We start from the raw sequence: 23,144 nt of genomic DNA, 5'->3' as shown, positions 1-23,144 counted from the left end.
TTAATGACGAAGTTATTTGCCGAAGGAGGTGACAGCTAAAGTCCGACTGTAGATTGTTCCAGCTCAGCTAAAGTATCTTGCAACATGTCTTTGTCTTCCTCATCAGACGCCAACTTTAATCCCCGCTTGATAACACTTGTTGCCTGCTGCATATCATTCAGCTCAGCGAGCGCTCTGGCCCAGTAGGCAAAAAAGTACATATTTTGATTATTCAGTTGCACAGCTACATCAAATAGAAACACAGCGTACTTAGGCTCTTTATCCCAATATTCGTAAGCCAATTCGGCAACCACCCGATCTGGTTCAGGTAATTGCTTTACCAATTCTGAAACCTTAGTGGCATAAATAGACTTGATGTCTGACAGGGGTTTATCGCTCAGTCTTACTTTTTTCAGTACAGCAAACAACCTGTCTATCTCAACTTCTCGTCTGGCCTTTTCAGTTAACCAGTTGGTCTCAACTACCTTATTTGCCATTTCAACCGCTTTTTCCAGTGCTTCATCAGCACCAATAGCCACATCAGGTTTTACGCCTACGGTTTCCCAATTTGTTTGAGTGACCGGGTTGATGGCTGTGCCTGTGGCAATGAACATACGCAGCTCATCATTTATTGTGAACATCCCCCCAGGGTTGGCAGCGCCTCCTGTTGTTTCACCGACGAGCGTCGCCCGCTTTCTGGTCAGCATGTTATAACTAAACTCTTCTGCACCTGAGTAGGTCTTACTACTGGTCAATACATACAAAGGAACATCAGGCATTTTCTTGCCACCCACTTCATCCAACACGTAGAAATCGGTTGTCTCATCGCCGTCTCGGAAATAAAGACTGTTCAGCAGCAGCTTTTCATCAAAAAAATAGCTGCATATATACTGGACAGTACGCGGTGAGCCCCCACCATTTTTTCGCAAATCAATGATCACCGCATCGGTTTTTGCCATCAGCTTCATTGCCGCATCAATATAAGGTTTACTGTCGGCCAGTCGATAAAAAGCACGTAAATCTATATAGCCAATATTGTTCTCTAATACTCTCGCGGAGAGGACGCCGTAATTTAGAAACTTATGTCGTGTTGGTTTGAGTAAGTTGTCACGTATTGAAGACTCAATTCCGCTCACCTCTTCACCCACAGGGTTAGCTCGCACTCTTAAATGACGGTCTTTTGCCGTTGCTCTTAACCACTCGGTCAGGGCTTTGGAAAATGATGTATGGTCTTGTGCAGACGCGAAGTGGCCCGCTTGAAATGCCTTGTATAGTTTATCATTGGTTTGGGTTGCGACCTCTGGAAAAACATAATGCTCGGTCATCAACTGAGTAATTTTTTCTATCGCGGCTTGTTTTTCGTTTTGTGATATCGCACTTGCCTGTAATGGTGTAACGACCAGCCCCCAAAATAATGCGAGTGCAGCTGTTGATAGGTATTTTAGACTCATAGGTTAAACTCACTGTGCTGTTTGTTTTCCCTATTTTTAACTTTATTGACGAAAAAGAATTGTAAAAAAGTAAAGGGCTTAAAAAGGGTCATAGTCGCCAATAAAGCGACTGTAAACCACCTGAGATGACTGATGTTTGTCGTAGCCGCTTTGGGCCGTTAAATAAGCTTTCGGAGTCTGACCAATTACCGCCTTAAACTCTCGGTTTAAATGAGCTTGATCAAAATATCCGGATAGCAGCGCAGAACTCGTGAGGTCACCCGGATAGTGCGATGCATTAAGTAAAAAGCTGTTCATCCGCCACACTTTGCATAACTCTTTCGGTGACATACCAATTTTTGACACAAAGTGATTACGCAAAGTGACTTTGCTAATCTCAAACTGCTGGCAAATATCTGCAACTTGTATATTGCCACGCGCATCGAGAATGGTATTTGTTTTCGCTCTCAACAGCTCCGGAAGAACAAAATCATGGTTATAGAACAGCCTTTTGAGCCAGGGCATTAACTTGGTCAAGGCGCTCTGAAACTGACCTTCCAGTAACTGCGCTGGCCAGGTATTTAAGCTCAAAAGTAATGATTCGAGCTCCCGATTGGCAGCAAATATATATTGCATACTTTCAAGGGTGTTTTTAACCTCTGAGGCTGCCAACTGATGTGGCTGAAAGTACGCAAAAGGTTTTAGTCTCACGCCTAGCACCCATTGTGGCTGCATGCTCGAAATCTCATAAGCTGATAGCTGTTGCCCGACAAGACTCCCCCCTGCGGGGACTGTTTTTGGTTCATGAGAAGCGGATGAGTAGGTCAATGGCATACTATGAAACAAGAGTTCAAACACACCTTGTGGAAAAAATGAGACGGAACCAGACACACGACGAACCCAAAAAGGCTCCAAAAAAGGAGACAACCAACCGGGTGGCAAGCATTCTTTATAATCTGACTGGTCCATCATTTTACTGCATCAATACATTCTTGTTGTCTGCTATCTTAATAGACGAAAGCGCCTGCATACCAGCCTGTTTTTTATAGATGGCACTTAAGGCGGCAGCATACCCTCAGACACGCGCCCATTTAGTTATCAATAACAGGTCAATGTGAAGAGAATATTCTCAAAGAAACCGCAAAATATTTTACGGGTTGTCTGGTCACTACTTAAACCACACTTTACCACCAATCATTTTAAATGCAGGAGTGCCACGGACCAATGTGTCCCGGGCAAACTCAGTGCCGCAACCTGGGCACTGCCCCCCTTGCTCGGTATAATCTGTCACAATCCGCTCTTTAAAACACTTAACCAGCGCGCCTTTTCCACCTTTTCGGTATTTATACAGCGGTGCTTTACATTTGGCACAGAAAATATCGACTGTTTTAGTAGGGCCTTTCTTATTTGGCTTAGCCATAGTTCAGAGTTCATAGAGGCAATACGTCATGTACTAAAGTATATCTGCTTTAATCTCAGCAAGACAGCTGGCAAGCGTGCCGGCAATGTTCACTTTAGTAGTCTATTGGCTGTCGTAGGATCGTTTGGGTTTGGGCAGATTCAGGGGGAGGTGACAGAAATAAGCAGGCCACTCTGAGCGACCTGCCGAAAGTGCTACGATTTTTTCTGATAGATGATGCCGGGATTGCAACGCAGCATATCAAAGTCGTTATTAAGACCGGCCATAGATTCAGATGCACCCAGGAACAAATACCCATTCGGGTTAAGTGCCTGAGCAAACTGGCTGATGATCTTCGCTTTTACATCAGGCGAAAAATAGATGAGTACATTACGACAAAAAATCACGTCAAACTTACCCAGTAAGGCATAGGAATCAAGCAAATTTAAATGCCTGAAGTTAACCATGCGGCGAATTGGCTCATTGACTTTGGCCATACCATTGCCACTGTCTGCAAAAAACTTTTTCTTGCGTTCCGGTGACAGGCCACGTGCCAGTGCCAATGCGTCATATTCTGCATTTTTACACATATCCAGCATGGTGTTTGAGATATCAGTACCAACAATCTGCACACCCATTTTGAGCGCGCCGGGATTTGAGGTCTGATATTCATTGGCAGACATGGCTATTGAGTAAGGCTCCTGCCCGGACGAACTCGCCGCAGACCAAATTTTAACAGGACGACGCAGGTCCTTAAATTCAGGAAAGATCTTGGTCTTGAGCAGTTCAAAAGGGTATTGATCGCGGAACCACAAAGTTTCGTTGGTCGTCATCGCATCCACGACGGCGGCACGCAATTGCCGCTCATGCGGGCTGAGCGTTTTGCTTACCAAAGCTGACAGAGAGTCAACGCTAAAACGAGACATCAGAGGCGCCAGTCTGCTTTTCACTAAATACAGTTTATTGTCGCCCAGTACAATCCCACACTGTTGTTCTAAAAAAGTGCGAAACTGATCATACTCGCTTTGTTCTAAGTGTTTATTTTCCAAAGTATTACCGCCACTAATTAATCGCAATGAACCCATTTTTTCACGGCTGTTGCCAATTCATCGGGGTTAAATTTAGCAATAAAGTCGTCAGCACCGACCTTTTCGATCATTGCGTGGTTAAATACGCCACTCAATGAAGTATGTAAAATAACATGCAAAGGCGCCAGCTTAGGATCCGCTTTTATCTCGGCGGTGAGGGTATAACCATCCATTTCAGGCATTTCAACGTCTGATATCAGCAAGCCTACACGCTCAGTGACGTCATTCTGACAGTCCATCTCCGCAATCTCTTTTAACCGGATCAGGGCTTCTTTACCATTTTTGGCCAGCTCAGTCTGAACCCCCAAAGGTTCTAATGCCCGTTTGACCTGATTACGTGCAACCGCAGAATCATCGGCAATAAAGACGATACGCTCACCAAGGTCACGTTGCATTTCCCCATCAGCGACGATTTCCTGACTGACCTCGGTATTGATCGGACAGATCTCATTCAGGATCTTCTCTACATCCAGGATCTCTACCAATTCATTTTCGATTTCAGTCACTGCCGTCAGATAGGAGTAACGACCCGCACCGGAAGGCGGTGGCATAATTTTTTCCCAGTTCATATTCACGATTCGTTCAACCGCACCGACCAAAAAGCCCTGCACCGAACGGTTGTATTCAGCGATGATAATGAAACAGTCTTTGATATTCTCAATAGGTGGTCCGCCGACAGCCAACGACATGTCAATCACGGAAATGGTTTGCCCCCGGATGTGCGCAACGCCGCGAATGAAAGCATTGGACTTAGGCATTGCCGTTAGGGGTGGACATTGTAGTACTTCTCTTACTTTGAATACATTGATCCCAAAGCGTTGACGCCCTCTGAGGCGAAATAGTAAAAGTTCAAGTCGGTTTTGACCCACCAACTGCGTTCGTTGGTTTACTGAGTCCAAAATACCTGCCATGTCATTCTCCTGCTATAAAACTGCTTATCGGAACAATGTTTGCTTGTACTCTACCATTCAAAGTCGCCCTTGAAGCGGTGAGGCAAATCACGCAAAATCTTTATACCTTGTTTCACCCCATAAGCATAGTCGAAACATCATGAGTTTGTTAAAAATTACATTATCCGCTTATTTCTTTCCCATAGTGGCATATTTTTTAGCCACGTCATTTGCTTATGGTCAAACCTATGAGTCAAAAGACATTGAAAAATTGGCAATAGACTTTATCTCGGCGCAGCTCCCAACGCCAACTCAGGCAGAAGAGCAACAACATGTGTCGGCACTGCCACTGGATACACGCATCCCTGAACGTCAATGCCTGCGTCCACTGCAAGTCGGCAGTAAGTCTAGCCCGCCATTTAACCGCCAGGTCACGGTCATGGTGCGCTGTGACGACCTCGAGTCCTGGGTTCAGTTTGTTCATGTAAAAATCGAAACACTGTTACCTGTCATAGTGAGTACCCGGATGATAGACAAAGGGGTGCTATTAACTGCAGAGGATGTAACAATCGAGATGCGACCCAAGCACTTTGTTCGGGCTGCCAATATTGACGATATAGCTTTGCTTGTTGGCAGTAAAACCAAACGCCGCATCCAACAGGGCAAACCGATTAGCATGTTTCAGATTTGCATGATTTGCAAGGGAGATAACGTGACAATCCTCGCCAGTGATGGCACACTTATGATTAAAACCAGTGGTATTGCCTTGCAGGATGGGAACTTAGGAGAACAAATCCGAGTCAAAAATGCAAGGTCAGGAAAAACGGTGCTTGCACGGGTGAAAGATGTTGATTCAGTAGCAGTCAAAATCTGATTTTTTTGCTAAAGTAAGCGTACGGCTTGCCGATATAAAGGCTGAAGCAATTTAACTAACGGGTCATCATCATGGTAAACAACATTAACGGTCAAAATCAGCCGAACAATGTTGCAACAAATGCAAAGCAACAACGTGCTGAATTACAAAGAAATGAAGCAAGTAATACCGCTGCTAAACCGCAAGCACAGGTAAAAGCGGCTGCCGACTCAGTGAGTCTGACGCCACAAGCACAACAACTCAAGGGGCTGCAAGAAAAAGCGCAACAAGCACCTTCTTTCGACAGCAAAAAAGTCGATGAGCTGAAAAAAGCCATTGCCGAAGGCAAATATCAGGTAGATGGTGAAAAGTTGGCTAAAAATATTGCTGCCTTTGAGTTCGATTTATTTGGATAGAGTATAAGTGGACGATCAAACGGCACTGTGTGCCCACCAGCTAACAGCGCAAATTAATCTTCTGGAAGCTCTGACCCAGCTTCTGGATGATGAGTTGGAGGCGCTAGCTTCTCGCAACGGTGACAACCTGAAGGAAATCGCACGCACTAAGCTCACGACCTTAAATCAGCTTCAAAAACTAGACAAAGATCTGTCCAAATATCCGCAAAGCACGTTTAGCCATGACGAAATAGTCCCCTTAACCGACCAGGTTAAAGAGTTATTATATCACTGTAAGAAACAGAATGACGTAAACGCACAAGCGGCACATCAGGCACAACTCACCGTGCGTGAGCTTAAAGATATTTTAATTGGTGCACCAACTTCGATGACGTATGGCCAGGATGGTAGTGTTGTCTCTAACATGGGTGAGCTGGTTAAAAACCTCAAAGCCTGATCCGTTAGGTCAGGTTGATCAGGTTATGCTTTTGTGGGAAACAAATTTTTGGTGATCACCAGGATCACGCCAAATACTTCGGCCAGAGTCCCTGCCATATATAAGTTAAGCGTCCACTCCTCAAAGTGCAATTTATCCATACCAACCAGCACCAGTACCAAATTCATAATGAATAACTGAACAACTAGAATACCGATAAACCACCAGGCGTATCTCTGCTTCAGGCCACGGTCTGACTCTGCATCTTTGACCTTTTGAACCTGCATGGGGTCCACATTGGTAAACTTATTTTCTTTAAAGTTATGCTTAATTTGTGCAGCAAGTGATGAGTGCTCTGCCTTTTGTGCTTCCCTGCTTTGTGTCATTACAACAGCTCCAGCGCATTGAGCTTATATTTGAGTGCCTCAACAGAAACACCAAAGTGAATGGCCATCTCAAAATGGGCGATTTTCTTACGATGCAGTCTTTTCACTTCTTCATTGGGCATTAACAAGTTTGCCGCAAACTGATTAGCAAACACTTCTTCTTCGTCTTCGCCAGTTGACGCACTCGGTCCTCTGAGGTCGATGTATTCGTATTCTTTATCTGTGTTGTCAGATTCGATGCGAGAAATATAATGACCCAGCTCATGGGCACAGCTAAACCGCTTACGATTTAAATGATCGTCCTGATGCAGCACGATAACAGGATCGACGCCGGCTTCTTTGATCAACGCCCCGGACACTTTATCCGGCAACGCCATCTCAACAACTTCCAGCCCAAGTGACTTACAGATAGTAACAGGATCAACCGGAAACTGGCTGTCACACCATAAACGACTAAGCACTTTTTGAGCTTCATTTCTCGGGTCCAGCACCGACAAACCTCCTATTGACCTGACCATTCGCCTCAGTCACGCTGAGGTAGTGTGTATATTTAAACAGTATAAATTGAAGGCACACTGAAAGCAAAGGACATAATTTGCCGGTTTTATTGACTAAGCTGCGCTCAGTAATACGTTACCCGTTCCACCTTGCGTGGCTTAACCTCACCAATATACAAATCGTAAACACGCTTCATATCCAGCTCCAGCTCAGTGGTGTAAATATCCCCGACCGCATAGCTCTTCATGACCTTAGCACCACGAATAAGACCCTGCACTTGGCTGCGTAGACCATCATTTTGCGCCACAGCCCCCTGTACCGTTGTACTGGCACTTAATCTGTGGCCATATACCTGTTCAGCCAACTCACGGTAAGCTTCCAGTTTGGATACCTTAATAGCCATCAACATTTTTTCGCTCTCACTGCTACCTGGCTGTGAACTCAAAGGAGCATAGCCAACGGCCTTAAGAACCGGGTAAGAGTCGGGTTTCACATAGCTGTATTCAACATGTTTATCTATGATAGAGCTACATCCTGCCAGCCCCAGTACCGTTGCAACAGCACAGGACTTGAGCAGGCCGACTACCCGTTGATGCCAAAGCGCTCTAAACTGATTCATAGGGGTAACTCCTCTGTGTGACCCATTGGCCGTATCATCAAGTAAATATTCTGTATGCACAAACCTTGCCAACACCATTGGCACGGGACTTGCTCAGTTAGAACAGAGATTTGCAATCAGTTCGGTAATAAAGTCATGAAATTGTCGCGTATTATGAGTGTGTTACTGGCTACCGCCAGTTTTGGGGCCAGCGCAGAGTGGTTTGAAGTCACAGGCTATGCCAATGCCCACACCGAAGATATGGCCGAAGCACGACAAGAAGCCGTGCAGGACGCCATTACGCAGGCACTGATCTTCTCCGGTGCGACCGTATCCAGTGTCCAGACACTGGCTGACGGAGTGTTAACACAAGATCAGATCAAGATTAAAAGTCATGGCGAGATCCAGCAGATCAACCTGGTATCTGAGCAAAAACAAGATGGTATCGTCAGTGTAACGTTGCACTTAGATATTTTCCCCAAGCTGGAACAATGCACTCAGGCCGCTGTTGCAAAACAAGTAACCATCACACAAAGCCAGCTCATTCAGCCACATCAGGCACGCTTGGGTCAAATTTTTGACATTGCCAAGGCCACCAGTGAACGACTGTATCATACCCTGGCACAACGCAAACTGACGGTGAAGCCCATTCCTTATCTGGATCATGCGATCAACGCCCGGCCCTTTTTCACTCAACGGTTTGAATATGATGAACAACTGATCGACTCTTTGACCACGTTAAGCAATAGTCAGTATGTGTTGATGAGTCAGATCACAGACGTCGCTGCCGGGGAACAAATGAATGATGATTACGCATTCTGGCAGGATGAGGAATACGTGCGCAGCTTTAAAATCGATTTTGTCGCATTCGATGCCCTTACCCGGGATAAAGTGTGGCAAAAGCACTATGCCGTCAGTGGCGTCTGGCCTTACGAAAAGACCAAGATTGTTGACGTCTATAGCGACACCTTTTGGCGTACCAATTATGCCAAACAGATCCAGAGCGTTTTTAACAGCGTGGCACAGGATCTGGACTCAGCCCTGTCCTGTTTGCCCAGCAGAGGCAAGATTTTACATCGCGAGCAGGGCAAGCTGGTCATCAATCTGGGCAGCAACCATGGTATTGAGATAGGCCAGTTGCTGACGATCTCTCATCGCCGGGATATGCAAAGCGCAACCAACCAGTTTTTTGCACAAAGTATCAAAACACTCAATCAAGTCCGTGTCACTCAGGTGAATGCTCAAAATGCGATCGCCGAAAACATCTCAAAACGTCCGCTGAATAATATTCAGATCAATGATTTGGTGGAAGTCATGGTACAAAAGCAGGAAGACTTTGCGCTGTAAGCGCGATACTCAGATAGAACACACAGTGAGGGTTAATAACCCACCGATAATTTGGATTACCTATCCCATTTAAAGCCGTTTTTACTGAAGTGTGATTGCTATATCAGAGTTGATTTGTAAAAGAAAAACGCTGGCGGCCCCTGCAGGAATCGAACCTGCAACTATCCCTTAGGAGGGGACTGTTATATCCATTTAACTAAGGGGCCACAACACTGCGCCAAAATAGTAAGCCTTTTCAGCTTATTGGTCAACCGATTGATTCTTAATAAAAATTAAATACGCTTTTATGAGTAGTGAGGACGGCAGTGACGTAATACGCGCCCTGCCGGATTGAGATTATCTGGCGGCCGTGGCACCGTGATCCAACACAAAATAAGGGATCGTCACCATGCAGCTTGCAACCACGAGACGGCTCTCAAAATCTAGCAAGCGCGCATTGACCTCAACACCCCTATCACGATAAATCATCGTGCCAGAGAGCACATGACTGGGGTCGGGTTTACCCGGCAAGGCTCTGCTATCCCGAGAAAAAACAAAATCACCGCTACGTGTGACCTGGATCTGTTGCTGCGACTTAAAATCCAGGGCCGCATAGCCGAGCTTCTGAAAAGCATGGATCAGGTTCTCAGACAGCTGATTACCCAACTGGTTGCTGCTTCGCAGCGTATCGTCAAAGCTCACAAAGCTCGTCACCGCCACCGAATGTGGATGTACGCCCAGCAAAGAGTCTGATAACTCCAGCGCTATCTGAGATGCATAGTTGGCGACCTGTTTACGATGTCGCTCGCTTACAAACCCAGGGTCAACCGGATGCTCAGCTTCAGGCGCCTGTTCTTCCAAAGCCTCGTACAACACTTCTATTTCACGAAATTTAGCCACTTTAGGCGTCATGGCTGTGGTCGTCACTGTTGACGAAGCAGGTTGATTGCCCATCATCTGACAGCCGCTCAACATCACGACCGACAGCGTTAAGCCACTCAAAATGCGTGTTTTCATAATCACTCACCCGCTCTTTGTAACCGGATCCCGTCGTGGATCGCACCGTCTCTCAGTGCATTCACCACCGATTGAGGTAAAAACCCTTGTGCTGTACCGACCACCATTTTGCTTTGCATGCCCACTATCCGAGCGTTGACTAAGATCCCGCCCTGGTGATGCGACAGTGTGCCTGCCAGCACGTATTTAAACGGCAACTCGTCAGACAGCTCTAAAAAGTCACGGCTGAAAATGAAATCACCATGTTTGGTGACTCGCATAAAATCCGTTGTTTTAAAGTCGATGACCGGCACGCCAAAATTATGCAGCTCGTGTATGAAACTTTCAGCAATCTGATTACCCAGCAAAGTAGCATGATTAAAGTCTTCATCTAAAAAGACAAAGCTCGATACCGCTACTGGTGTCTGATCATTAATGTATTTCACATTACTGACCATGTCTTGCATCAGCTTTTGTACGTAATGCGTCACGTTTTTGGCCGCCATACGTTGTGATACTGTCATTTGTTGCACCCCCCTGGGGTGCGCCTGAAACTGCTCCGCAGCACTAAACTTGCCAGGCGCCGCTGTTATTTCCTGGTGCTTTGTCATGCCCAGTTGTGCACACCCAACCAAGGCAAGGGCAGGTAACACAAGCGCTATCACAGATTTTTTCATCTTTGTCTCCACTAATACTGGCCGCGATGTAACTTACCGTCTCGCATTTGGGCTTTTTCATTTCCCCACAATACCGCTTTGGGCACAGATATGGTCGCAGCGGATGCAGTGCGGCTGTCAAGCATAGTGATCAATCGCGCATTGATCGTGTAATGGTCATGGCTTTCACTGATGGTGCCCGTTAGCGCGAGGTCAAATTTATGACGTTCACGCAACAGCGTTATATCACGGTTTAATAGGTTATCGGCACTTTCCGACAAAGTTAAAGTGCGTTGCAACCGAAACTCTACCACTTCCAGCCCCATTTGCGTTACATAGCTGATCAGACTTTCCTGAACCTGAGTGCTTAAGCCACTGCCCTGGTTGCTCGCGACAGCATTACCCAGCTGGTCAGCAAGGTAAAAGCTCGTCACTGCGACAGTGGCGCCGGGCTTAAGCGGGCGACTGTGCTCCCCCAAAGCGGCAGCAAGTTGCCCCATATACTGATGTAATGTCGGCAAGGGGGGCGCTTGCTCCACCTTGTCTTGTTCCTGCGCTTTCATTATTCCAGCGCAGCCACTGAGCAGCACCGACAGGGCCAGTGCGACTATCACGGCAGGAAGTTGCATAATGATCACCTCTTTCTATTTGACGAGACAAATGCAAGAAGCGATCCATTATGCGGTTTACGGGCATGTTATAACACGGTTGGATTGTCCGTGTAGTGACTTAACAAACACTGTGGGTGAAACGGTCTGAGCTCAGCGCACAATGCCTGCCCCTGCGCCTTATTTTCAAACGCGCCAAGTTTTAGCCGGAAATACCGTTGACCACGGACCTCCACTTGCTCGACATTAACCGGATGCTGCCGCAGTGGTGGATAGTCTTTTACCAGACGTTGGTGCACGGTTTTTAGCTGGCTTTGCTTTCTGGTAGAAGCCAGTTGTACTGCAAACTCAACCTTTTTTTTACCAGCCACTGTAGGCCTCTTTTCAGCGAACGCTTCCTTGACAGGTGCTTGTTCGGGTACGGAGACTTCAGGTACTTCAACAAGTGGCGTCGGCGCAGTCAGGCGCTGCTCGACGATGCCTGGCGACTTACTCTCTTGGGCGACCATCACCTCAGACTTTGTCCGTTGTGGATTTAGCGCCAACTGCAACTGTGTGCTTAACAAGTCAAGGTCCTGCTCAATGGCCAGTAACTCATTCACTTGCGGCGCCACCTGTTGCCACAGCGCAATACTGTGCTTCATCTGCTGCACTTCTGCATTCAGCTGCGTGATTTGCAGCTCTAATTCGGCCAGTCGCTGGTCATCCTGACCATTACTGGCGCACCCACTGACCAAGCCCAGCAAAGGCCATACCAGATAAGGTAATAACTTCATAGCTCGCTCCCTTTATTGTTTTATTTCTGTTTGTTCAAGCTGACACGGCACACCAGTTGTTTGCAATGCATTACAACGTAGTTGCAGTGGCGCTGTATCAACATCATTTTGCGTGAATGCAATCCCCAGCATGTAAGTCTCTGTCTTGTCGTCAAAGAGATAAAATGGGGGAGCAGTGATCAATTGACGGTGTCGCTGACGCAGTAACATGGCGTAGGTTTTTAATACCGGCAGAGAGGTAAAGCGCCCGACAGAGAGCACCGTGATAGCCTGGGTTGACAGAGGTGCAAGCTGCAAGTCAACTTCCACCAGCACATCCCCCTGCTGTGATAACGCCACTTCCACTTGCTCGCTGTGCGTCAGCCCGCGCTTGGTCGCATTGGCAACCTTTGCCCGATAGCGACCCGGCTTAATATCTGTGAATACATAATATCCGTCATACGCCGCCTGGGTGCGTGCAATCTGAGCTCCTTGTTCATCAAGCAAAGTTACATCGGCGTAGGGCACAGGGGCGTTTTCAGTATCGGTTTGTTGATACACGACCCCCTCTACTTCACTGGTGTTGACCAAAGGGAGCTCCAAATACTCAACATAACCTCGCCGTGGTGTTATCGCCATCCCTTCAATCGCAGGGGTAACAAAAGGCATCGCAAGGCTGTCAGTATCAATCACCATATCGGTTTTTTGATTAACCGGCATACCACTGAGTAACACCAGCCCCTGCTCGTCGGTGGTGCCCTGCATATAGTTTTGTAATGCCCGCACTCTGACTTCGGGTACCACTTCATCTAACTCGTCAAACACCCCATTGGCATTGTGGTCCAGATAAACCTTGACCAACACCGCACCATTGCTGGCCAATCGTCGCTGACTGAACAACAGCCGTTCGCTTTGAGGGTGATAACCAAAGCTAAACTGCCCATTTATCCCCACTTCCCATTCATCGTAACTGTCATAACTGAGCTGGCTGTTCAAACGAATTTTGTCGCCCAGCCAGTTCAAACCCAGTTCGCCTTTTTGATAATCAGTTTCAAGCGTCTCTCTGAAACTCAACTCAACGTTAAATTGCTCATTTAAACTGCGATAAAAACGCGTTTCATAGGCTATCAACTCAGTGTGTGGGTGCAAATCATAATCAAAAATCAGGCGACCAAATATACGCCCCAAGCGGGTCTGAAATCTCAACTGACCCGACGTTGCGTGGTTGCCAGCAGCATTGTTAGATTGCCACTGCATCTGATTGCTGATATTCACACGACCTAAAGAGAGACTTACTCGATTGGTCAGCAAAGTATATTCAGTATCCTGATCGGAGCGATTCCATTGCACCTGATTTTGATAAGATAGCTGCTTATTCAGGACATTAAACATGCCCGACATACGCATATACAGCCCTCGAGTATCACGATGGTCATTATTCACTTTTGACGTGTTGAGCAATCGACGCTGTGTCTGCCAGCCCGCACTGATGGCCTGTCCAGCCCATTCAGTTCTGGCACTGAGTCTGGCACGGTGCTGCGATTCGCTGTCGTGGGATAAGTCCAGATTGAGGAGCATTTTTTTCCACAGACTTAGCGTACCACCCGTCGTGACTGTGCGCTCAATAAGCGCTTCATTCGACAGCGCCTGAGCAATACCGGCATAGACCGACATGGAGTCAGACAGACCCAGGTCGTAACGACCGTGAAAATGCAGACCTGATTGCGTAGTCAGGGCAAAATCTTTATTTAATATTGAACTGCCGTTGTCAGTGACGGACACATCAAAGTAGCCCTGACCACTTTTCAGTCCGGTGCCTTCAACAAAATAGCTGCGCTGCTCACGCTCTACCTGTCCTTGTGGCCCATATTTAACCAGTTCAAATTGATTACTACCAAAGTACAACGGGATACGGTCAAAATCATAACGACCTGTTTGGATCTGGAGTTGCTGCGCAACCAACAAATCATTGTGATACAACTCGACGTCCCAGCCAGCCTGCACCGAGCCACTGATCTGGACACTTTGCTCCTGTATTTCAGAATTCAGCGGCTTGTCGGACACTCGCACCCCAATACCTTGTCCGGTGGACTGCCCGGTACCAATATGGGTCGCCTGAATATCACCAACCTCTAACTGTGTGGCCTGCACCTGACCTAACAACCGCCCCTGGGCATCCTCCCTCTTCCCCTTAAAGCGACCCTGATCCAGCGCATCTCCCTCTGTGCCTGCAATAAAGTACTCTACATTCCAGAATGCCAGGTCATGTGCGCCCAACACCGAATAATAAAAAGCATCTTCATCATTGTCGCGACGATACCCGAACTGCGTGTCCATTAAGGGAGAAGATAATATTTGGTAAGGGTTAGGTTTCCAGGCGAGTCTAGAAGCTGAGCCGACGTTATACTGTGCAACCTTGCGATTAGCTCGTGCCTGACGCTCCAAAGCAGGCAACGGCAAAGGAGACTGTACCAACAATCTTTGGTCGCTATAGTTGAACTGAAGATGCAACCCAAACCAGTCTGCAATCAGCGCAGACTCAACGAAGACTTCGCCCTGTACATGGGAAATATCCTGCTCCGAAAACCGATATTCCTGCTCGTTGACCCTGGCTCGTTTTTGCGCACTATCAAGTAAAAAAGTACGCTCAGGGCTAAGGTACCAGCCGGTAAAATAGTCAGGCTGATTGTCATCGCTGATGGCAAAGTCCAGCACGGCAAACAAGCTGCGTAATTCGACTTGCGCATCGCGCTTACTTTTGACCGCAAACACCTCACCCAGATACACCCCGTCAGCATAAACAGACAAGAACAGGTCTTCACCTTCCGGGATCCCGGCCTGCTCAGGCTGATTATTCACCGTCAGACTGGCCTGTGACTGCGACAGTTTTGCCTGTATGCGTTGCAGCGTATTGAGAACCTCAGAGAAATCCTGTTGTGAGGTCCCATGTGCTGGCATTGTACTTGCGCAAATCAAAGCGAATACCACGCATGGTGCGATTCTAGCCATTAACCAGCCTGTATTCAGGGCACAGTAATAGAGAAAATGCGCTCAGCAAATGACTGTCCTTGATATTCATCACTGCCTGTATAAACCACTTTTAACTGCCCGGAGCGCACTCCCTGGAACATGCTCGGTTCCAGCAGTTTCAGCTGCAATTGTGCCTGACTAAGTTCCGGGTAAATACTGAAGCTGTTAACCAGTGCAGCCTCCTCCCAGTTTGCTCCACTTTGGGCACGCCAGAAAACGCGCACTCCGCCAAAGGGACTCGCACCTCCCTTGCGTGACAAAGTCAGATTGACCGTTTCTAATTGACCCGTCTGGCCACGGCTCAGAGTGGCTTCATCAATAGACACTTGAGGTGTGGATGCGGACTGACGGTAGAGCAGCGGAATGCTGTAACTCATGATCATATTAAGCCTGATCCCTACCCCTTCCTGATCCAGATCTTTTTTCTCAGGTAATGCCTGAAAGAACAGGTGCGAGCGATACTCTCCCACAGCCATGTTTCTTTGGCGGCGCAACGCCAGCTTAACGACCTGACGCTCACCTGGCGCAAGACGAACCTGTTTCGGTGTCATTCTGAGCAACCCACTCAGGCGCATGGGATTTTCCTGCTCAGACACATCTGTGTAGCCACCTTGTGGCAACGCCATTTTTTCTTTAAAACTCAAACGATAGGTTTTATATTCCTGACTACTGTTGATCAGAAACACCTTAGCACTGCGCTGACGCTTATCAAAGACAACCCGAGTGGGTGAAATCAATAAATTCGCGTAAACTTGTGCTGTCCAAGACAGTATTGCGAACAACACGACGTGGGTAATATACTTCATTGAAATTTGCCTATTTTACTGCTCATAGAGGCGAGTACCGGTGTTTCCCAGCTATTAGCTAAGTCAATAGCTTACTTCGACACTGACTGTAGTTGCATATTGACCATCGACATAAAGCGCTGCTGACCCCTGACTTTGTAACGTACCGCCAATTAACAGGCGGGCGCGGCCATCCCGGTCAGTGAATACCCTGGCAGGATGATGTAATTTAGTCACACTCAGTTTTCCCTCGGTGATGAGGTTACTATGCGCTAACTGATCATTGAGCAAATCAGTCGATATATTCAGATAAACACCCGCAGGAAACGATTCCAGCAGAAGTTCAGCCGGGTGTCCTTTTTTGATCACATGAATGCTGCCCGATGAGCTTGTGCCACCGCCTGGTGACACCACAACACTGCTCGCAACACTGGGGTCTGCCACGATTATAGTGCCAAAACTCAGATCCGCATTACGTACAATATTGGCCTGACCGCTCCAGCTGCAGAACAAGCCCAAAAGCACAGCCAGCATTTTCATAGGAGACCAGCGGACACCTTGCCCGCCTATACACACTAGTAGCTTAGCTCTACGTTAAAAGTGCCTTCATATTGACCATCAAGGTAATTGCCCTTATCCGCGCTTTCTGTCGTAAGCGTCGCGCCCACATTAAAGGCGATTTTACCGTCGGCATCAGCCTGAAGCGTAGTCGTTGCAGCAGCGGGGGTGGTGCCAGAAGTTACATAATAAGTAAAAGCGCTCAACTTGAAGCTTGGTGTACCTGGTGGCAAACTTTGTGGCAACACATCCGTCTCAGTCGGGTTGGTAATGGTCAAAGAGGCATAGGGTGCGACACCATCAACAGTAAACTTAGCAGGAGTACCTGGCTCCAGAATCGCAATTTCGGCTTTTGACACGTCAGTTGAAGCGGCTCGTGGTGCCGTATTGGGATTGGCAGAAATAATCAAAGTAGCCGTTTCTACACCACCCACATCACCACTGGCACGGATCGTACCAAAGCTCAGCGGCTCAGTATTTTCAAAAGTGAAAACATTTTTTACTGTTACTGACGCTTTAAACTCCGCAGGCTGTGCAGTAGTCAGTACCGGCATTGCAGCCAGGATTGAGAGTAGAGAGTACTTTTTCATTAACTTTTCCATCAGTAGGTCCTTTTTATCAAATAGCCGTATCCGTAATCGGCCAACAAATTTCGTGCACAGTGCATGGTCACCAAACACGTAAAACTACAACTTTATAGTGATTATTTATCATTAATCGAACGCCCTTGGGTAGAAAGGTGCTCAATTTGAATAAAAACACTACTCAGATGTCTAATATATCGTGACTAAATATAAAACTTCCAACTTTATTTCAAGTGTTTTTAGTTAGTTAACTAATTTACAGGGTTGGCCACTGGCCTTAATTAAACGACAAAACAAGATACTTTCCTGCTCTGACCCAAACCCCGAAGCCTGTGTAAGGAAGAACTGGGAGCCATTTTGCGCAGGTGTTTGTGAATAAACTGTAACAGTATTAAATATCTCAGGATAATAACTTTGTATGAGTGAAAGAGATATCTTGATCCGTTGATTCTGTGCCTGTGCACGCGTATCTAGCAGATGACGACCAAATTGCACCACATACTGACTATGTCCCGATGTAGCAAAGGTATTCGTGACCGCTGTCGGCTCCACCCGGTGGGTAGTAACAGGCTTTTCTGACTGAGTCAGCTTTTCTTCAATTGGCTTAATCCCACTGGAATCAGATAACAAAGTCAGCAGCTGAGTCAGGTCCTGCTCCATCTTAGCCACTCGTTCAATACTAGCTTTGTGCTGATTGTAGGTTTTGATTAATTCAGCCCGGGCTAGCGCCTCGGCCTCTTCATCCGGTGATGGGTTTGAACTGCAAGCAGATAAGAGCACAGTGACTGCAAGTAATATCGCATACATTATCGCACGCGTTGTGGTGCGTCGATGACACATGCCGGAATGGATCAACATCGATGTCGTGCTCCTTCTAAAACAAGCGGCCTTCACTGGCCGCCTACAACATATTACGTCTTTAGTACCTTAAATTGCAACAGGCGCTTTAATGTTAGGGTCAGCATCATACCCCTCTATTGCAAAATCTTCGAAACGGTAATCATAGATAGAGTCTGGCTTACGCAGGATATTTAGCGTCGGCAGGCCTTTCGGCTCTCGCTGTAACTGCTGCTCAATCTGCGCCATATGGTTTGAGTAGGCATGCAAATCACCAAAGCTCACAATCACTTCTCCAGGTTCTAGGTCGCATTGCTGCGCCAGCATATGCACCAGCAGAGACAAACTGGCGATGTTATACGGCAGTCCCAGGAAGATATCTGAGCTGCGGATGTACAGTTGGCCGGATAATTTGCCATCTGCCACATAGAACTGATAAAGCAAGTGGCAAGGTGGCAACGCCATACGACCAGCCTCTACGTTCTCCTGTGGACTCATAGACTCATCAGGCAGATACTCAACATTCCAGCCATGAAATAAAATACGGCGGCTATTCGGGTTGTTTTTCAATGTATCAACAACATAGTCAATCTGGTTAATCTCACCACCTTCTTTGGTCGGCCACGCCGTCCACTGCTTACCATAAATCGGGCCCAGATCTCCGTTTTCCAGCGCCCATTCATCCCAGATTTTAACGCCGTTTTCATTCAACCAAGTTTTATTGGTATCCCCTTTTAAGAACCAGATCAACTCATTGGCAATACTCTTAAAGTGCAACTTTTTGGTGGTCAGCAACGGAAAACCATCCTGGAGGTTATGACGGATCTGACGGCCAAATACGGAGCGCGTACCTGTACCAGTTCGGTCCCCTTTCTGGGTGCCGTTTTCTAATACATCTCGCAACAACTCCAAATACACTTTCATGCTTTACTCCTCAAAATGATCTCTCTATTGACCCTACACAAGGGGTTTGTCTGGTACAAAAGTATACTACGTTCGCACGCCGGGGTAACTAATTCACGGTGGGATTTATTGCAAGGCAGACAGGGACCCCGAGCTCGGGGTCCCGAAGTAGTTTAAGCGCTCGCTGTCGAGGTGCGCTTGTGGCTCCAAAGCATCAAGCCAAGGCCACCTATCACCATAGGTAAGGATAAAATTTGACCTTGAGAAATCATGCCAGCATACAAGCCAATATGCGCATCCGGTTCACGGAAGTACTCAACGATAAAGCGGAATGTACCGTAGCCAACCAGGAACAAACCAGCAATACTGCCAGCCGGACGCGGCTGCTTGCGATACCAAATCAGCATGATGAATAACACCAAGCCTTCCAAAAAGGCTTCGTAGAGTTGCGACGGGTGACGAGCAAGCGGGCCGCCTGTCGGGAAAACCACCGCCCAGGGCACATCTGTGGGGCGACCCCACAACTCACCATTGATGAAGTTACCAATACGCCCGGCCAACAGGCCCACAGGGACCATAGGTACTACAAAGTCGCCCACGGCCAACGGTGACTTCTTAAATCGCCATGCAAAGATAAATATACCTGCAATGACACCCAATGCGCCGCCATGGAAGGACATGCCACCCTGATCGATGCGCAGCAGGTACATCGGGTTTTCAAGGAAGAGGTTGAACTGGTAGAAAAATACGTAGCCAATTCGTCCACCCAGGATAACCCCCAACATGCCATAAAATAGCAAGTCACTGACTTCATCTTTAGTCCAACCCGAATTGGGCTTATCGGCTTCTTTATTCGCCCACCACATGGCAAACGCAAAACCGATTAAATACATCACGCCATACCAGCGCACACTCAGGGGTCCAATCGAAAAGATAATTGGATCGATTTCTGGAAACTGCAAAGCCATCGCTTTCCCTCAATAAAATAACATTTTTCCCGCAATCACCACGAGCAGTAACGCGAACACTTTCTTAATCACTGGCACCGGCAGATAGTGCGTTGCTTTGGCGCCCATTGGCGCGACAAACCAGGATGTCAGCACAATACCAAATAATGCCGGCAAATACACAAAACCGGCAAACCCGTCTGTTAATTTCAATGCCTGTCCACCCGACACGACATAGCCAACAGAGCCAAATAAGGCAATCACAATCCCACTGACTGCCCCGCAGCCTATCGCTCTGCGCATATCCACAGAAAAGTAGCTCAACAGTGGCACAATCAATACGCCACCGCCAATCCCTATCATCGCGGACAAAGCGCCCATCAGGGTGGTGATAGCGGTTAAAACCGGGCCAGGCGGCAAATCGCGCGGCTTTTCAGGGGCTGATGATTGAGAACTGAAGACCATTTTAACGGCAATAAGCAACACTGAAATGACAAACGTCCACTTTACCCAGTGCACCGGGATCAGTGAAACCATAAAGCCACTGACTAAAGCGCCCAGAGCCACGCCCGTCATCACCCAGGGCGCAATCTCCCAGGGCACATTGTGATTTCGGTGGTGCGCCAGCGCGGAGGAGGTTGACGTAAATAATATTGACGCCAAAGACGTCGCAATGGCCACAACAATCACATGTTCATTAGCCAGTACCTCGAAATACAATAAAATTGCCGACAGTACCGGGACGATGATCAAACCGCCGCCAATGCCTAATAACCCTGCAAGGAAACCAACCACACAGCCAAGCAAGGCGCAGCTCAAAATGAGTAACACACTGATTGTCATAAAGACGCTCTTATTATTATGGGCGCGTTATAGTAACGTATCTGAGCGAACGCCTCCAGTCGCGGTTCAGACAGTATCACTTTTGGTATAAAGTAACTCACTTAGCCCATGCGCTATCAGAAATTCACGTAATAGACGGTGAACCTGTTTGGCACTGGATGCCATAAGGCACTGAGTGAGCAAGGCTTCCATATCTTTTACCGCAAGCCGGCGCAGTGTCCACTTTATCTTATTCAGGGAGGAAATATTCATACTAAGACGACGAAATCCCATTGCCACAAGTAAGATGGCACCTTCCGGCTCACCACCCAGCTCACCACACAAACTAAATGGTAGCTCTAGCTGCTGACAGTCATCGGCAATTTTTTTCAGTACCCGCAGCACACTGGGATGATAAGGCTCAAACAACTCAGCCACCTGTGCATTGGCCCTGTCTACCGCCAGCAGGTATTGCGTTAAATCATTGCTACCCACCGAGCAAAAATCGACTTTTTCAGCCCATTCAGGCAATAAAAAGATACTCGATGGCACTTCAAGCATCACGCCGATGTCGGGTTTATCTATGGTATAAAATTGGTCGGCCCATTCTTCTTGTAGTTCAAAGTAGGCCTGTTCCAGCAGACCCAGAGCTTCATCAACTTCCTCGGTATGGCTAACCATAGGCAGCATAATACGTAAATTGCCCAGGCCCGCATTGGCTTTAAGCATGGCCTTGAGTTGATCTAAAAACAGCTCTGGATGATCAAGCGTAACCCGGATCCCTCGCCAGCCAAGAAAGGGGTTATCTTCATTGATATTAAAGTAGTCCAGTACCTTATCGCCCCCTATATCCAACGTACGCATAATGACAGGCTCAGGATGATAACGAGCCAGCACATCGCGATACCAGCTCTCCTGCTCAGCCTGAGAAGGGAATTGTCCACGCTGCATAAACCAGGCTTCGGTACGATACAAGCCCACACCATCACAGTACTTAGCACTGAGATGCTCGGTCGATAAGTCCAGGCCGGCATTGAGCAACAGGCTGATGCGTTCACCATCCGCAGTGACAGAGGATAAATGGTGTTCAGCTTCAAATTTGTCGTGTAGCTGGCCCTCTTTGAGCTTGAGTGCGGAGTACTCATTACGTAACACGTCGGAAGGCGAAATATAAACACGCCCGGCGTAGGCGTCGAGGATCATATCTTTGCCATCGAACTGCAACAAGGGTATGTCTTCAATCCCCCAAATAGCAGGGATCCCCATTGCCCGAGTCAAAATGGAGGCATGTGAGTTTGCCGAACCGTGCACACTGATGACCCCTTTGAGTTTGTTTTTAGGGACCTCGGCCAGCATCGCGGGTGTCAGTTCATTGGCAATTAAAATGGTGTTATCCGGGTAGCTCTTAACCATGCTCTCGGTGCTGACCAGGTGATGCAGAACTCTGAGCCCCAGATCTCGAACATCGACCGCCCGCTCTCGTATGTATGGATCAGACATGGCTTCAAACTGCGTCACCAGCTCAGTAATCACATGCTTTAGCGCAGATTTAGCATTCCACCCCTGCTCCAGTTGCTGTTCAACACGCTGCCCCAGACTGCGGGCATCCAGCAGTTGCTGATACACTTCAAACACAGCCAGAGCTTCTTTGGGTAACGAATCGCTGAGAGTATTTTTCAGCACATGAAACTCTTGTCGGGTCGCAGCAACCGCCTGCTGGAATAATTGTCGCTGCTGATGTATTTGCTCACACTGCTGAGATTCAATACTGGCAAAGTCGAGTTTAGGGATAACGACAAAGGCTTCACCCAGGGCAATACCAGGCGCACTTGCAACCCCTTTAAGCACCGATGTTTTATGACTGGAAGCATCCTGCTTCAGGACAGATTGTAATTCCACCTGCGCAAGTTGTGAGGCCAGCTGGGCAGACAGTGTAATTAAGAAGGACTCCTCATCATGGCTGAAGACGCGCTCTTCTCGTTGCTGAACTACAATCACGCCCAGCACTTTTCGTTGATGCACAACAGGTACAGACAAAAAGGCATTGTAGCCCTCTTCGTGCACCTCGGCGTGTAATTTGAATCTGGGGTGACTCTGGGCATGCGCGATATTGATGGGCTCTTCACGCTGGGCAACCAACCCAACCAGACCCTCTGTAAAGCCGACCCGAAATTGGCCAACGGCGTCCGGATTGAGGCCGTCACTGGCCATCAGTACAAAGTTGTCCTGACTATAATCGGCAAAGTAAACGGAACAACACTCAGTGTGCATTGCTTCCTTAACCATCATCACAAAGCGAGATAAGGCCGTTTCGAGGTTATCCTGCTGTGAGACTACCTCCGCGATGGTTCGTAATGTTGCTAACACACCTGACTCCTAAATTGG

The 23,144-nt window shown here is 47.6% G+C and carries 25 protein-coding genes and 1 tRNA gene; 4 read left to right on the top strand and 22 right to left on the bottom strand.

Annotated elements, in window-relative coordinates:
- Positions 1-35: 35 nt before the first annotated feature.
- The 5 genes from CWC22_RS04995 to CWC22_RS04975 all read right to left on the bottom strand — a co-directional run bounded on the left by CWC22_RS04995 (position 36) and on the right by CWC22_RS04975 (position 4,807).
- Positions 36-1,430, bottom strand: coding sequence for a S41 family peptidase (locus tag CWC22_RS04995; protein ID WP_138538931.1), 1,395 nt, complete (start codon positions 1,428-1,430; stop codon positions 36-38).
- Positions 1,431-1,508: 78 nt separating this feature from the next.
- Positions 1,509-2,381, bottom strand: a complete 873-nt coding sequence (locus CWC22_RS04990) for a helix-turn-helix domain-containing protein (protein WP_138538932.1) — start codon at positions 2,379-2,381, stop codon at positions 1,509-1,511.
- Between the two features lie 196 nt (positions 2,382-2,577).
- On the bottom strand, positions 2,578-2,829 hold the full coding sequence (locus tag CWC22_RS04985) for a hypothetical protein (protein ID WP_010386779.1): 252 nt from the start codon (positions 2,827-2,829) through the stop codon (positions 2,578-2,580).
- 194 nt (positions 2,830-3,023) lie between these two features.
- Complete coding sequence (locus tag CWC22_RS04980; protein ID WP_049864740.1) at positions 3,024-3,857, bottom strand: CheR family methyltransferase; 834 nt, start codon at positions 3,855-3,857, stop codon at positions 3,024-3,026.
- A 17-nt stretch (positions 3,858-3,874) separates the two neighbouring features.
- Positions 3,875-4,807 (bottom strand): chemotaxis protein CheV, encoded by a 933-nt coding sequence (locus CWC22_RS04975; RefSeq protein ID WP_010386777.1) that lies wholly within the window; start codon positions 4,805-4,807, stop codon positions 3,875-3,877.
- Positions 4,808-4,946: 139 nt separating this feature from the next.
- Here CWC22_RS04975 and flgA point away from each other — a divergent pair, with 139 nt between their 5' ends.
- The 3 genes from flgA (at position 4,947) to flgN (ending at position 6,491) form a co-directional block, all read left to right on the top strand.
- Positions 4,947-5,660 carry a flagellar basal body P-ring formation chaperone FlgA gene (gene flgA / locus CWC22_RS04970; RefSeq protein ID WP_138538933.1) on the top strand — a complete coding sequence of 238 codons (714 nt, stop codon included), beginning with the start codon at positions 4,947-4,949 and terminating at the stop codon, positions 5,658-5,660.
- 71 nt (positions 5,661-5,731) lie between these two features.
- Complete coding sequence (gene flgM, locus CWC22_RS04965; RefSeq protein WP_049864732.1) at positions 5,732-6,055, top strand: flagellar biosynthesis anti-sigma factor FlgM; 324 nt, start codon at positions 5,732-5,734, stop codon at positions 6,053-6,055.
- Between the two features lie 7 nt (positions 6,056-6,062).
- Positions 6,063-6,491: a flagellar protein FlgN gene (gene flgN, locus CWC22_RS04960; protein ID WP_125562110.1), complete on the top strand. Its 429-nt coding sequence runs from the start codon at positions 6,063-6,065 to the stop codon at positions 6,489-6,491.
- A 23-nt stretch (positions 6,492-6,514) separates the two neighbouring features.
- On the opposite strand, the gene CWC22_RS04955 is transcribed toward flgN, so the two are convergent.
- The 3 genes from CWC22_RS04955 to CWC22_RS04945 form a co-directional block, all read right to left on the bottom strand.
- Positions 6,515-6,856, bottom strand: a complete 342-nt coding sequence (locus CWC22_RS04955; protein ID WP_125562112.1) for a hypothetical protein — start codon at positions 6,854-6,856, stop codon at positions 6,515-6,517.
- The gene (locus CWC22_RS04950) at positions 6,856-7,347 is read right to left on the bottom strand and encodes an ImmA/IrrE family metallo-endopeptidase (RefSeq protein ID WP_138538934.1); all 492 of its coding nucleotides are present in this window, start codon (positions 7,345-7,347) and stop codon (positions 6,856-6,858) included. Before CWC22_RS04950 ends, CWC22_RS04955 begins: the two co-directional genes overlap by 1 nt.
- A gap of 131 nt (positions 7,348-7,478) precedes the next feature.
- Positions 7,479-7,973: an LPP20 family lipoprotein gene (locus CWC22_RS04945; protein ID WP_125562116.1), complete on the bottom strand. Its 495-nt coding sequence runs from the start codon at positions 7,971-7,973 to the stop codon at positions 7,479-7,481.
- Positions 7,974-8,108: 135 nt separating this feature from the next.
- Here CWC22_RS04945 and CWC22_RS04940 point away from each other — a divergent pair, with 135 nt between their 5' ends.
- Positions 8,109-9,299, top strand: a complete 1,191-nt coding sequence (locus tag CWC22_RS04940; protein WP_010386768.1) for a flagellar assembly protein T N-terminal domain-containing protein — start codon at positions 8,109-8,111, stop codon at positions 9,297-9,299.
- Between the two features lie 131 nt (positions 9,300-9,430).
- Here the strand turns inward: CWC22_RS04940 and CWC22_RS04935 are convergent.
- The 14 genes from CWC22_RS04935 to ptsP form a co-directional block, all read right to left on the bottom strand.
- A tRNA-Arg gene (locus CWC22_RS04935) sits at positions 9,431-9,505 on the bottom strand.
- Positions 9,506-9,635: 130 nt separating this feature from the next.
- Positions 9,636-10,295, bottom strand: coding sequence for a FlgO family outer membrane protein (locus CWC22_RS04930; RefSeq protein ID WP_138538935.1), 660 nt, complete (start codon positions 10,293-10,295; stop codon positions 9,636-9,638).
- A 2-nt stretch (positions 10,296-10,297) separates the two neighbouring features.
- The gene (locus tag CWC22_RS04925) at positions 10,298-10,951 is read right to left on the bottom strand and encodes a FlgO family outer membrane protein (RefSeq protein ID WP_138538936.1); all 654 of its coding nucleotides are present in this window, start codon (positions 10,949-10,951) and stop codon (positions 10,298-10,300) included.
- An 11-nt stretch (positions 10,952-10,962) separates the two neighbouring features.
- A complete protein-coding gene (locus CWC22_RS04920; RefSeq protein ID WP_125562125.1) occupies positions 10,963-11,559 on the bottom strand; it encodes a FlgO family outer membrane protein in 597 nt (198 codons plus the stop codon).
- Between the two features lie 68 nt (positions 11,560-11,627).
- The gene (locus CWC22_RS04915) at positions 11,628-12,314 is read right to left on the bottom strand and encodes an SPOR domain-containing protein (protein ID WP_138538937.1); all 687 of its coding nucleotides are present in this window, start codon (positions 12,312-12,314) and stop codon (positions 11,628-11,630) included.
- A gap of 12 nt (positions 12,315-12,326) precedes the next feature.
- The gene (locus CWC22_RS04910) at positions 12,327-15,302 is read right to left on the bottom strand and encodes a carboxypeptidase regulatory-like domain-containing protein (protein WP_138538938.1); all 2,976 of its coding nucleotides are present in this window, start codon (positions 15,300-15,302) and stop codon (positions 12,327-12,329) included.
- Positions 15,303-15,316: 14 nt separating this feature from the next.
- Positions 15,317-16,129 carry a molecular chaperone gene (locus CWC22_RS04905; protein WP_138538939.1) on the bottom strand — a complete coding sequence of 271 codons (813 nt, stop codon included), beginning with the start codon at positions 16,127-16,129 and terminating at the stop codon, positions 15,317-15,319.
- A gap of 63 nt (positions 16,130-16,192) precedes the next feature.
- Positions 16,193-16,648 (bottom strand): DUF4402 domain-containing protein, encoded by a 456-nt coding sequence (locus tag CWC22_RS04900; protein WP_138538940.1) that lies wholly within the window; start codon positions 16,646-16,648, stop codon positions 16,193-16,195.
- A gap of 35 nt (positions 16,649-16,683) precedes the next feature.
- Entirely contained in the window at positions 16,684-17,256 is a 573-nt protein-coding gene (locus CWC22_RS04895; protein WP_228553458.1) for a DUF4402 domain-containing protein, read from the bottom strand.
- Positions 17,257-17,493: 237 nt separating this feature from the next.
- Positions 17,494-18,108 carry a hypothetical protein gene (locus tag CWC22_RS04890; RefSeq protein WP_138538941.1) on the bottom strand — a complete coding sequence of 205 codons (615 nt, stop codon included), beginning with the start codon at positions 18,106-18,108 and terminating at the stop codon, positions 17,494-17,496.
- Between the two features lie 69 nt (positions 18,109-18,177).
- Positions 18,178-19,011 carry a thymidylate synthase gene (locus CWC22_RS04885; protein ID WP_125562140.1) on the bottom strand — a complete coding sequence of 278 codons (834 nt, stop codon included), beginning with the start codon at positions 19,009-19,011 and terminating at the stop codon, positions 18,178-18,180.
- Between the two features lie 152 nt (positions 19,012-19,163).
- Positions 19,164-19,958, bottom strand: coding sequence for a prolipoprotein diacylglyceryl transferase (gene lgt, locus CWC22_RS04880; RefSeq protein WP_138538942.1), 795 nt, complete (start codon positions 19,956-19,958; stop codon positions 19,164-19,166).
- A gap of 9 nt (positions 19,959-19,967) precedes the next feature.
- On the bottom strand, positions 19,968-20,780 hold the full coding sequence (locus tag CWC22_RS04875; RefSeq protein ID WP_125562144.1) for a sulfite exporter TauE/SafE family protein: 813 nt from the start codon (positions 20,778-20,780) through the stop codon (positions 19,968-19,970).
- 66 nt (positions 20,781-20,846) lie between these two features.
- Positions 20,847-23,126, bottom strand: coding sequence for a phosphoenolpyruvate--protein phosphotransferase (gene ptsP / locus CWC22_RS04870; protein ID WP_138538943.1), 2,280 nt, complete (start codon positions 23,124-23,126; stop codon positions 20,847-20,849).
- Between the last annotated feature and the right edge of the window lie 18 nt (positions 23,127-23,144).

The sequence above is a fragment of the Pseudoalteromonas rubra genome (genome assembly GCF_005886805.2).
GTDB lineage: Bacteria > Pseudomonadota > Gammaproteobacteria > Enterobacterales > Alteromonadaceae > Pseudoalteromonas > Pseudoalteromonas rubra_D.
This window is presented reverse-complemented; position numbering and strand designations above follow the sequence as displayed.